General features: G+C 72.9%; 10 protein-coding genes and 1 pseudogene. 6 read left to right on the forward strand and 5 right to left on the reverse strand.

Going from position 1 to position 11391, the window contains the following annotated elements; all coding sequences use genetic code 11:
• The first annotated feature begins 33 nt into the window (after window positions 1-33).
• The 4 genes from ACIF8S_RS22085 (at window position 34) to ACIF8S_RS22100 (ending at window position 3999) form a co-directional block, all read left to right on the forward strand.
• Window positions 34-666, forward strand: a complete 633-nt coding sequence (locus ACIF8S_RS22085) for a bifunctional 4-hydroxy-2-oxoglutarate aldolase/2-dehydro-3-deoxy-phosphogluconate aldolase (RefSeq protein WP_400001085.1) — start codon at window positions 34-36, stop codon at window positions 664-666.
• The gene (locus ACIF8S_RS22090) at window positions 663-1538 is read left to right on the forward strand and encodes an SMP-30/gluconolactonase/LRE family protein (RefSeq protein WP_400001087.1); all 876 of its coding nucleotides are present in this window, start codon (window positions 663-665) and stop codon (window positions 1536-1538) included. Before ACIF8S_RS22085 ends, ACIF8S_RS22090 begins: the two co-directional genes overlap by 4 nt.
• Window positions 1535-2515, forward strand: coding sequence for a sugar kinase (locus ACIF8S_RS22095; RefSeq protein WP_400001089.1), 981 nt, complete (start codon window positions 1535-1537; stop codon window positions 2513-2515). Before ACIF8S_RS22090 ends, ACIF8S_RS22095 begins: the two co-directional genes overlap by 4 nt.
• Window positions 2516-2775: 260 nt before the next feature.
• Window positions 2776-3999, forward strand: coding sequence for an erythromycin esterase family protein (locus tag ACIF8S_RS22100; protein ID WP_400001091.1), 1224 nt, complete (start codon window positions 2776-2778; stop codon window positions 3997-3999).
• Between the two features lie 75 nt (window positions 4000-4074).
• On the opposite strand, the gene ACIF8S_RS22105 is transcribed toward ACIF8S_RS22100, so the two are convergent.
• Together ACIF8S_RS22105 and ACIF8S_RS22110 are read right to left on the reverse strand one after the other, a co-directional pair.
• Window positions 4075-6360: an alpha/beta fold hydrolase gene (locus tag ACIF8S_RS22105; protein ID WP_400001092.1), complete on the reverse strand. Its 2286-nt coding sequence runs from the start codon at window positions 6358-6360 to the stop codon at window positions 4075-4077.
• A 236-nt stretch (window positions 6361-6596) separates the two neighbouring features.
• Entirely contained in the window at window positions 6597-7700 is a 1104-nt protein-coding gene (locus ACIF8S_RS22110; protein ID WP_400001094.1) for an FAD-dependent monooxygenase, read from the reverse strand.
• A 540-nt stretch (window positions 7701-8240) separates the two neighbouring features.
• Between ACIF8S_RS22110 and ACIF8S_RS22115 the strand changes: the two genes are divergently transcribed.
• Window positions 8241-9086 (forward strand): MBL fold metallo-hydrolase, encoded by an 846-nt coding sequence (locus tag ACIF8S_RS22115; RefSeq protein WP_400001095.1) that lies wholly within the window; start codon window positions 8241-8243, stop codon window positions 9084-9086.
• Window positions 9087-9119: 33 nt separating this feature from the next.
• On the opposite strand, the gene ACIF8S_RS22120 is transcribed toward ACIF8S_RS22115, so the two are convergent.
• Complete coding sequence (locus ACIF8S_RS22120; protein ID WP_400001226.1) at window positions 9120-9329, reverse strand: hypothetical protein; 210 nt, start codon at window positions 9327-9329, stop codon at window positions 9120-9122.
• Between ACIF8S_RS22120 and ACIF8S_RS22125 the strand changes: the two are divergent.
• Window positions 9303-9401, forward strand: a pseudogene (locus tag ACIF8S_RS22125) (short-chain dehydrogenase); the annotation flags it as partial. The gene ACIF8S_RS22120 and the pseudogene ACIF8S_RS22125 overlap by 27 nt on opposite strands.
• 14 nt (window positions 9402-9415) lie before the next feature.
• On the opposite strand, the gene ACIF8S_RS22130 reads toward ACIF8S_RS22125, so the two are convergent.
• Together ACIF8S_RS22130 and ACIF8S_RS22135 are read right to left on the reverse strand one after the other, a co-directional pair.
• A complete protein-coding gene (locus ACIF8S_RS22130; RefSeq protein ID WP_400001097.1) occupies window positions 9416-10513 on the reverse strand; it encodes a serine hydrolase domain-containing protein in 1098 nt (365 codons plus the stop codon).
• Window positions 10510-11346 carry an IclR family transcriptional regulator gene (locus ACIF8S_RS22135; RefSeq protein ID WP_400001099.1) on the reverse strand — a complete coding sequence of 279 codons (837 nt, stop codon included), beginning with the start codon at window positions 11344-11346 and terminating at the stop codon, window positions 10510-10512. The genes ACIF8S_RS22130 and ACIF8S_RS22135 overlap by 4 nt, the downstream gene beginning before the upstream one ends.
• Between the last annotated feature and the right edge of the window lie 45 nt (window positions 11347-11391).

The raw sequence follows: 11391 nt of genomic DNA on the forward strand, positions 1-11391 counted from the left end.
CGTTCCCGTACCCCCGACGAGAAGGAACCCGCCGTGGAACTGCAGGCCGCACTGGCCACCCACCGTCTGGTCGCCATCGTGCGCGGCAGTGACGCCGACGCGGCGCTGGACACGGTCCTGACGCTGGCAGAGGAAGGCGTCGAACTGATCGAGGTGTCACTCACCGGGGCCGACGCCCTGACCGTGATGGCCCGTGCCCGCGCCGCACTGGGCGACGCCCGCCCCCTGGGCGCCGGTACCGTCCTCACCGCCGACGACGCCCGCGCAGCCCGTGACGCGGGCGCCGACTTCCTCGTCACCCCCGCCCTGGGCGAGGCGGTCGGCACGGCTCGCGAACTCGGACTGCCCGTACTCGCAGGTGTGTTCACCCCGACCGAGATCGTCGCCGCCCGCGCGCTCGGCGCCACGGCGCTGAAGGTCTTCCCCGCGGCCCAGGCCGGCGGACCGGCCTACCTCAAGGCATTGCGCGGCCCCTTCCCGCACGAGCCGCTCGTCCCGGTGGGCGGTGTCGACGAGGAAGCGGCCCGCGCCTATCTGGCCGCCGGGGCGACCGCGGTGGGCGTCGGCTCACCCCTGGTCGGCGACGCGGCTGACGGCGGAAGCCTCACCGCCCTGCGCGCCCGCGCCCGCGCGCTCACCGCCGCCGTGCGGGAGGCCACCCGATGACCGCCGTCCTGCGGCCCACCCGCCCCGACCGACTGGAACTCGGGGAGGGCATCCGGCACGCCGACGGCCGCATCGTCCTGGTCGACCTCCTCGCCGGACGCCTGCTGACCGCCCCGGCCGACGACCCTGCGGCCCCGCTGCGCACCCTGGCCGAACTGCCCCACCCGGTGGGTGCCGTGGCCCCCGTGGCCGGACGCCCCGGTCACTGGATCGCCGCGGCGGGCACCGGCGTCTGCCTGCTCGCCCCCGACGGCTCGGCCCGCCCGCTGGCCCACCTGGAGGGGGACGGCATGCGCATGAACGACGCCGTCGCCGACCCCGCCGGCCGTTTCTGGGCGGGCAGCATGTCCTACGACGCCTACCCGGACGCGGGTTCGCTGCACCGCGTGGACCACGACGGCACGGTGCACCGGGTCCTGGACGGCATCACCGTCCCGAACGGGCCCGCCTTCACCGCCGACGGCCGCCACATGTACCTCGCCGACAGCGCCCGCGGCGTCGTCCGGCGCTATCCGGTCGACCCCGAGACCGGCACCCTGGGCAGCGCGGAGGAGTTCGTGCGGATCGAGGACGGCAGCCCGGACGGCATGACGGTCGACGACGAGGGCGCGGTGTGGATCGCGGTCTGGGGCACCGGCACCGTCCGCCGCCACCTCCCGGACGGACGCCTCGACACCACGCTGCGCCTGCCGGCCCGCCAACCCGCCGCAGTGTGCCTCGAAGGCCACACCCTCCACATCACCTCGGCGCGCCTGGGCCTCGACGACCCGGGCCCGTACGACGGCGCCCTGTTCAGCACCCGCGTCGCCGTCCCCGGCGCACCGGCCGCCCCCTACCGGCCCACGCCGTCCCTCCTCGCGGAGCCGGCATGAACGACACCCTGCTGCCCGGCGAGGGCCGGGTGGTCTGCGTCGGCGAGACCATGGCCGCCCTGACACCGGACCCTCCCGAGCCGGTGGAACACGCCGACCGGCTGCGGCTCGCCGTGGCCGGAGCGGAGTCCAACGTCGCCATGTACCTCGCCGGCCACGGCATTCCGGCCGTATGGCTCTCCGCGGTCGGCGACGATCCTCTGGGCCGCCGCGTCCTGGCCGCCGTGGCCGCCGCGGGCGTCGACGTCTCGTACGTACGGACCGACCCCCGGCGCCCGACCGGCCTCATGGTGAAGGACCCCGGCCCCGACGGCACCCGCGTCCACTACTACCGGTCCCGCTCGGCCGCCTCGGCCCTCGGCCCCGACCTGCTCGACCGGGAACCGGTGAGCACCGCCCGGCTGCTGCACTTCACCGGCATCACCCCCGCCCTCTCCGCGTCCTGCCGCGCCCTCATGGCCCGGGCCCTCGACACCCCCTCCGACGCCCGCCCCTACGCCATCAGCTTCGACGTCAACCACCGCGCCGCCCTGTGGCCGGACGGCACGGCCGCGCCCGTCCTCCGGCGCCTGGCGAACCGGGCGGACATCGTCTTCGTCGGCCTGGACGAGGCACAGACACTGTGGGGCGCGGACCTCACCACCGAGGACGTACGGACCCTGCTGCCGGACCCGGGGACCCTCGTGGTCAAGGACGGCGCCAGGTCCGCGACGGCCTTCACGCCCGACGGACCGGACACGGTCCCCGCCCTCCGCACGACGGTGGTGGAACCCGTGGGCGCCGGTGACGCGTTCGCGGCCGGCTTCCTGGCGGGCCTCCTGCGCGGCGAGCCGCCGACGCGCGCCCTGCGCCGCGCTCACATCACGGCGGTCTCGGCCCTCAAGGTGACCGGGGACCACGGCCCACTGCCACCCCCGGCGGAGACGGAACACCTGCTCACCCTGCCGGACACGGCGTGGAGGTCCCTCACCCGCTGATCCGAACCGGCCTCAGCCGGGCGATCGCCGCCGCGGCACGCCGCGGCCCCCGGGCCGCTGTCCGATTACGGCCGGGCAGGGACGAACGCGGTTGTCGCCGACGTCGCGGGCGTGTATGCCGAACATGGTCGACCGGACGCCGTGAGGGACCTGCGGGACATCCTCACGGCCTGCCGGGAGGCCGCGAACCGATCCACGACCGGGTGAGAGGCGCGCGCCGCGCGCCGGGCCGCCCGCACGCACGGAGGAGAGGCACGCCGGTGCCCGACGACATCGCCCGCTGGCTGACCGAGCACGCCCACCCCCTGGGCTCGCTCAGCCCCGGCGTCCCCACCCAGGACCTGAAACCGCTGGGCGAGGCCCTGCACGGGACCCGCGTCGTAGGCCTCGGCGAGTCCACCCACGGCACCGCCGAGTTCTTCCGCCTGAAGCACCGCATCGTGGAGTTCCTGGTGCGCGAGGAGGGATTCACCACGCTCGCCCTGGAGGCCGGCCAGTCCGCCGGCCGCGCCCTCGACGCCTACGTACGGCACGGCACCGGCGACCCCGGACACCTCGTCGGCAAGCTGGACTTCTGGACCTGGCGCACCCGGGAAATGGTCGACCTGATCGAGTGGCTGCGCGCCCACAACCGCGACCTGCCCGAGGAACGCCGGGTCCGCTTCGTCGGGATGGACCCGCAGCGCTGCGCCGACTCCGTCGAGGCGGTCACCGCCTTCCTGCGCCGGGCGGCACCTGGGCGGGTAGGGGAAGCCCAGGCCCTCGACGTGCTCGCCCACGCCCGCCCCTCCTCGCTGCCCGACCCGCGGCAGGCGCTGATGCGGCAGGCCGAGGAGATCGTCCGTCTCGTCGAGGGCCATCGCGAGCGGTCGGGTCCCGGCGACGGGGCCGACGTCCTGGAGCACGCGCGGGTCCTGGTGCGCGCCGCCGACCTGGTGACCCGCCCCTTCGATCCGTTCGCCGGCGAGGACAGCGTGTTCGCCGCACGGGACCGCTACATGGCCGAGTCCGTCACGCGTCTCCTGGACGACGTCCCCGGAGCGCGGGTCATGATCTGGGCGCACAACGGCCACATCGCCAAGGGGACGTACGGGGAGGGAATCCCGGCCCTCGGCAGCCGGCTCCGCGAACGGTACGGCGACGCCTACTACGCCCTGGCCCTCCTCTTCGGCAAGGGGTCCTTCCTCGCCCGGCGCGGCGACGACCTCCAAGGTCCTCCGGTTCCGCACCGCGTCCGCACCGGCATCCGCAGCATCGAGGCGCGGCTCGCCGACGCCGTACGCGGTGACTACTACGCCGACCTGAGGACCGGGCCGGCGCCGTGGCTCGACAGTCCGCAGGCGCAGCGCAGTTTCGGCGCGAACGTCCCCCGCTTCGTCTACCGCTTCCACACGGCGCCGCTCGTCCCGGCCCGGGACTACGACGGCCTCGCGTTCGTCGCGCGCTCCACCTGCTCCCACCCCCTGCCCGGCACGGGGGAGTGACCGGCCGTCCGCGTCTCCTCGGTGTCCGACGGACACGGACGGCGATCCCGTTTTCGGCCACCGGGAGTACGGCGCTCAGGCGGGACGGACGTTGTGGTTGTGGCGGAACAGGTTGGCGGGGTCGTGCCGTCGCTTGACCTCGGCGAGCCTGTCGTACCGCTCCGGCCCGTACACGGCCCGGACGCCTTCGGTGTCCGCGGCCTCGTCCGGCGACAGGAAGTTCACCATGCCCCGGTCCGCCGCCCAAGGCGTGAGACCGTCCACGACCTTCGCCAGGTCCCTCCTCAGGTCGTCCGCCCGGTCGAGACCGCCGACCGCGAAGCCGAAGACGACGAACGGAACGCCCCTCATCGACACCGCGTTGGCGACCCGCGGCTCCCGGTCCAGCGCACCACCGAGTGCCCGGATCTCGAAGTTCGCCAACCGGCAGCCGGAACCGGGCCCGACGAGCTCCACCAGGGCCCGCGCCGCCTTCTCGGGGAACTCCCGCAGGGACAGGCTCCGGTCGAAGTACGGCATCGGATCCACGGGGTCCATGTGGATCTCCCCGACGGCGGTGACGGGCTTCTCCCCGACCGCGTCGAGGAGGACCGGCGCCGCCGCGCGCAGCGGGGCCACGAGCCGCTCGCCGTCGTCGGCGGATCCCAGGTAGCCGATCCGCACGTGCACGACGAACGCGCCACGCAGGGGCGGGGGCAGCGCCGGCAGGTCGGGGAGCCGCTGGACACCGAGGGACGTCGTCATCTCCTCCGGCACGGTCGGCACCCACAGCCGCCAGGCGTCCAGCACCGCGGCCAGGTCCTCGCCGGCGAAGTAGATGCCGCCGCCGTAGAAGCGGGTCACGGGAAAGACGTCGAACTCGATCTCGGTCACCACACCGAAGTTGCCCTTGCCCCCGAGCAGGGCCCAGAACAGGTCCGGCTCGTTGTCCGGTGTCACCGTGCGCAGTTCGCCGTCCGCCGTCACCACATTCATACGGCGCACATGGTCGGCCGCGTATCCGTGCGTGCGGCCGAGCAGCGGACTCTGGCCTCCTCCGAGGGTGTACCCGACCACCCCGACCTCGGGGGCGGAACCCGCGACGGGAGTGAGGCCGGCGTCCGCCGCGCGCGGCAGCACCTCGCTCCAGCGCAGGCCGGCCTCGGCGCTGACGGTGCGCCGGTCCCCGTTGACCGTCAGGCGCTTCATCCGTTCCGTCGTGATGAGCACCGCGTCCTCCGCCGGCGACACGAACTGGTGCCCCGAGGACTTCACCGCGATCGGCATGCCCCGGCCGGCGGCGAACCTCACCGCCGCCCGGACGTCGTCCTCACAGGCGGCCCCCACGACGAGGGCCGGCCGGAAGGAGAGGTTGAGGTTGAACGTGGCGCACTCGGCGGCGTACTCGTCCGTGCCGGGCATGAGCACCGGGCCGGAGAGCCCCCGCAGTTCCTCAGGCACGGCGTCCCCGGTACGGGGCTCGGCCTCCGTCCGCGTGGACTCCACGAAGCCGCGCACGGCCCGCGCGAACGCCTCGGGTTCCTCGACGTGGCCGAGGTGACCGCTGTCCTCCAGCACGGCCAGCCGGGACCCGGGTATCAGCGTGTGGAGTTCCTCCGCCCATCGCGGCCCGCAGATCACGTCGTGGCGGCCGACCAGGACCAGCGTGGGAACGGTGAGTCCGGGCAGGGCGTCCCGGTCGTCGATGACGTCGGGCTCTCCCGTCTCGTGCTGCGTCGAGACGTAGGTGCAGGTGACCGCGGAGCGGAACGCGCGGAACTCGTCCTCGCGGTCCCAGTACCGAGCGAAGTAGACCGGCAGCAGACCGCGCAGAGCCGTGGTGACGGAGGCGTCGTCGGTGCTGGCTCCGACGGCCTGCAGGGCGGCGAGCGCCGAGGGAAGCTCCGGCCGGCCTTCGTTCCGCCGGGCGAACGCGTCCACCCTGGCGGCGGCCTCCGCCATGTGCTCGGGACCCGTCACGGGAGCGCTTTCGTACAGCACCAGTCCGTGCAGCCGGTCGGGGTGGTGCAGCGCGAAGTGCTGCGCGACGAAACCGCCGTGGGAGTGGCCGAGCAGGAAGACGCGGGGAAGCGCGAGCCGGTCGAGCAGCCCGGTCAGGCTGCGGGTGTAGCGCTCACGGGTGTAGCCGTGCGGGTGAGAGGGGAGGCGCTGCGAGTCGCCGGTGCCCAGCGGTTCCACGTACACCATGGTCAGGAACTCCTCGAGCTCCGGTGTGCGCAGGGATGCCCAGTCGACCCCCGGTCCGCCGGGCACGGCCACGCAGACCGGGCCCGATCCGTGGACGTGGTAGCGCTGGGTGAGGCCGTCCACGTCCACTTGGTGGGGGCCCGGGGTCAGGTGACCGGCCGTCTCGTTGCTCACAGATTGCTCCAGGGGTGACTGTTCGGTCCCTTGAGGAGGCGCGCCCAGATGGGGGCGGGCCACTCAACTCGCGCTCTCATTGTGTGGTCCCGGCCACTGCGTGTCCACGTGATAGATGTCATATGTAATCTATTGAGCCTGTCAGCCCTTTTCAGCCCTTCGGTCGAGGGCGGAAGTGTCCTTCAGCAGCCGGCTGTTCCCGGTCACCGACGCGGTGTCAGGTGAGTGCGGGGAGGTCAGGGCTGCGTGTGCAAAGGAGCGTGGTTGGCCTTGAAGAGACGCTCACCGGCCCGGCGGAGGGTGAAGTTGCGCAGCGGCGTGGGCAGGTTGCGTGCCTTGTCGCGGCGGTGGTTCTGCGCCACCACCCAGGCGACCCGGCCGGCACGCCGGGCCTGGAAGGAGGCGAGGGCCGTGGGGACATCAGGTGCGTCGGCCAGTGTGTCGGCGAGGACCACGGCATCCTCGAGCGCCATCGCGCCGCCCTGCGCCATACTCGGCGAGAAGGTGTGGGCGGCATCGCCGACGAGAGCGGCGCCGGGACGTGTCCACACCGTGTTCTCACTCTCCTGCAGCGCGGCGAAGTACGCGTCCTCGCCCTGCTCGAGCAAACGGGGGACCGGTCCGCCGAAGTCGGCGAAGAGCGTGCGCCAGTCGCCGGCCGGGGGAGTGGCGACGGGGCTGTTGATGTCGGCGTAGCAGTAGACGCGGCCGTCGCCGAGCTGCACCGTCAGGAACGTCCGCCCCTTGCTGCCCAGGCGGGCCGTCCAGTCGGTGATGCCGGGTATTCCGGTGTCGTCGGCGATGAACCGCCAGCACAGCTGGCCGAGGAAGCGCGGGCCCGGACCGCCGAAGAGGGAGCGCCGGACGGCCGAGTTGACGCCGTCCGCGCCCACCACGAGGTCGTACGTGCCGGTGTCGCCGTCCGTGAAGGTCACGGTGCCGTCGTCGTCCACGGAGGTCACCTCGGTGCCGTACCGGACGACATCGTTGTCAACCGCTCCGCGAAGCACCTCGTGCAGGTCGCTCCGGGTGATCGCCAGGCAGGGGCCGACCTCACCCCAGATGCTGCCCACCGCGAAATCGGCCAGCGGGCGCCCGCGATGGTCCTGGAGTCGCTGCCGGGTCACCGGCTCCGCGCGCTTGGTCACTTCGTCCTCCACGCCGATGCCCCGGAGGGCGCGTACGGCGTTGGCCGGCAGGTAGAGGCCGGCCCCGAGGGCCTGTCCGTCGTCGGCGCGCCGCTCGACGACCTCCACCGGGAGTCCACGGTTCAGCAGGGACGTGGCCAGGGCCAGACCGGAGATTCCGGCTCCGACGATCAACGTACGGGGGGTGTTCACAAGGTTTCCTTACCGGCACGGACGATGGGATGAGGGCCTCGAACCCGGCCTGGGACGCACGGGCGCATGAACGGGAACAGACGTCGAGCGGACTCCTCCGTCGCAGCCCGCGCGTGGCCACTCACTTGATGGACTGACAAGGCATTCAGGGGAGTTGGCCGACGGAGTGCGGCGAGCGGCCCTTCTTCGCACCTGTCGCGGACGGCAGCCGACGCACCGCACTCGTCCCGTGGTGCACGCTCACACGGCGCGGGGTCCCGGCGCTCGACCGTGAGGGGGCGCTGGGCGTACGGACGCGCAACTCCGCCTGGCGGTACTCCCGGAACAGGGGATCACGCTGCTGATGTGAGGGGCAACAGGTCAAGGCCCACACGCACCGAACCCATGCCCTCTTCTTACCTTCGGGATCACCTCCCTGTTAGATGTGAGTTGTAATCTAAATGAAGCGCCGAAGCGCGCCGAGTGAGCGGACGGCGGAAACTTGTCCCGCGGGGCGCTGCGCGCATCAGTGATCACCTCCACCGACTCAGGAGAGAACCCATGACAGACCTGAGGTACGACACACTGCTGGTCCGCCGGGAGGGAGTCGTCCGTGACCTCCCGCAGAGCGCCGAAGAGGGGCCCGATCTGCGCTGGGTGATGAACACGGCGACCCTGATCCTCGGTGAACGGGACGCCGTCCTCGTCGACACCTTCACGACGATCGAGCAGAACGACGAACTGATCGAGTGGATCAAGGGGCACGGACGCACTCTGACGCACATCTACGTCACGCACGGCCACGGCGACCACTTCTACGGCGTCGGGCAACTGCTCGACGCGTTCCCCGGGGCGCGGGCCGTGGCCACGGCGGGGACCGTCGCCGGTGCGCGCGTCCAGGCCGGGGACGACTACCGCGACGGCTTCTGGGGTCGCCTCTTCCCCGGGCAGATCCCCCCTCCGGTCGTTCCGGACGAGCTGGAAGATGACCACATCCTCCTGGAAGGGCACGAGCTGAGGGTGGTCGAGGCGGGTCACACCGACACGAAGGGCAGCACCGTCCTGTGGGTCCCGGACGCCCGGCTCGTGGTCGGCGGCGACGTCGTCTACAACCACACCCACATGTACCTCGCCGAGACGGACGCGGCCTCACGTGTCGAGTGGGTCGCCGCCCTGCGGGCCATCCAGGACCTCGGTGCCCAGCGTGTCGTCGCCGCCCACAAGCACCCCGACCGCGACGACGACCCGGTGATCGTGCAGCAGTCGATCGACTACCTCGCCGACGTCGAGGAGGCCCTGGCGGCCACGTCGAACGCCCTGGAGTTCTACGAGGCGATGCTCGCCCGCCACCCCCACCGCGCCAACCCCGGCTCCCTCTGGGGTGCGGCGAAGGTGTTCAGGCCGTAGGCGAACGCGTGCCGGCGGGCCGGGCGGGGACGTTCAGGCGTGCGGCAGCACACCCAGCAGGGACGAGGTGAAGGAAAGCCGCAGGGCGTCCCGCAGCTCCATGTGGAGCACGCCGAGGTCAGGCTCCTCCGCGTACGCGGCGAGGACGCCGGGCGGCGGCGGGACGTACGTGGACAGGGCGCCCGCCGACGCCAGGCACATCAGGCAGAAGACCTGCGTGTCGTCTCCGAGCTTGCCTCCCACGACCGGGATGTCCAGCAGCGCCTGTGGACCGTCTCCGAGGAACTCACCGGCGTGACCTTCCCCGTGCGGTGACGCGAGCGGGCGCGCTACGCCCCGTCCCGGGTCCCGCCACGGCCGCCGGCCTGTCCGGTGCCGTGACGGTCCTCGGCGGCGTCCACGGTCATGTGGGCGGCGATGTCGTGGAAGGCCCGGCGCAGGGCGGTGATGCCCTCACCCGTCCTGGCCGGGTGCACGCGGTTGGTGAGGAGCACGGCGTAGCGCCGTGTGGCGGGATCGACCCACAGACTGGTGCCGGTGAAGCCCGTGTGGCCGTAGGAGTCCGGGCCGAACACCTCTCCCGCGGGGGAGTCGACCGGGTCGCGGCCCTGCCAGGCCAGGGCGCGCCGCAGCGCCAGGTCGTCCGTGTGCGGGGCCGTCATCAGGGCGAGCGTCCCGGGGCGCAGCAGGTCCCGGCCGCCGGCGGCGAGGGCGGCGCCGAGGCGCTCCATGTCCGCCAGTGTGGAGAACAGGCCCGCGTGAGCGCCGACCCCGCCGAGCACCACCGCGTTCTCGTCGTGGACCTCGCCCACGACCAGACGGCGGCGCCAGGGGCAGTCCTCGGTGGCCACCGCCCGGGCCCGGCGGCCGGCGTCCGGCCGGAAGACGGTGTCACGCAAGCCGATCGGGGCGCACACCAGCCGTTCCACCAGCTCGTCCAGCGGTTGCCCGGTGGCCGCCTCGGCGACGAGACCGAGGACGATGAACCCTTGCGAGGAGTACTGGACGCGGGTGCCGGGGGCCGCGGTCAGCGGCAGCAGACGCACCGCGTCCAGCAGCGCCGCGCGGGTGGGATGGTCCCGGTACAGCGGCACCTGCCCGGGGATCCCCGAGGTGTGCGTGAGGAGTTGACGCAGGGTCAGGTCCGCTTTGTCGCCGCCCCGGTAGCCGGGAAGGTACGTGCCCACGGTGTCGTCCAGCCCGAGGGCGCCACGCTCGACGAGGGCCATGACCGCGAGTCCGGCGATCGGCTTGGTCACCGAGGCGAGGTCCCACACGTCGTCGCCGTCCAGCTGCGGCCCTTCCCAGCTGCGGCTGCCGGTCCAGCCCCGGTCCAGCGGGCCGTGCGCGTCCCCGACGGACCAGGCGGCACCGGAGTAGATCCGTTCCCGCCGCCCGTCAGCAAGCAGTTCGGCCGGGGTGCTCATGCCCCCTCACCTTCGGGTGTCGAGTCCACGACACCGAGTGCGGGGGTGCGGGCGCCGAGCCCGGCGGACACCGTGCGCGCGGCGGCCCGCACCATGGGCCCGAACACCTCCACACTGCCGGGGTCGAGGGTGAAGGACAGTCCGGCGACGCCGATCGCGCCCACGGGCCGGCCCTCGGCGTCCAGCACGGGTGCCGCCACCGACCGCACGTCCGGCTCGTCGTACTCGTCGTCCACCGCGTAACCACGCAGCGCGGCCCGGGCCAGCTCCGCCCGGAGCGCGGCCGGGTCGGTGAGGGTGCTGTGGGTGCGCGCCTCCAGGTCCGGTGCGTCGACGACCGCCGCGCTCTCCCCGTCCGGCATCGCGGAGAGCATGGCGAGCCCGACACCGCAGGCGTGCAGGGGGGACCGGTGACCGGGCCGGGTGCTCATCCGGTACTCGCGGGCGGGTTCCGACAGTTCCAGGTACACGGCGTCGGCCGCGTGCCGCGCCGCGTAGAAGGCGACATGGCCGGTGCGCAGGCGCAGATCTGCGAGGGCCGGCCTGGTGAGCTCCAGGACCCGGCTGTCGCTCAGGGCCGCCGCCGCAAGGCCCAGCAGCCGGGGGCCCGGACGGTAACTGCCGCCCTCGGCGGGCTCCGCGAAGCCGTACTCGGCCATCGTCCGAAGATGCCGGTGGACGGTGGGTTTCGTCAGCCCGGTGCGGCGCGCGATCTCCCCCAACCGGTGGGGACCGCCGGGCCGGACGAGCGCTTCGAGCACCTCCATCGCCTTGTCGACGGGGCCCTTCACAAGTTCCTGGTCGACCGACCGGGTGTTGACCGCTTTCACCATGTCGCTTAGCTTAACCCAACCGCATTCCATCTGACGGAACGGAGG

It is taken from the genome of Streptomyces sp. NPDC085937, assembly GCF_044540535.1.
GTDB lineage: Bacteria > Actinomycetota > Actinomycetes > Streptomycetales > Streptomycetaceae > Streptomyces.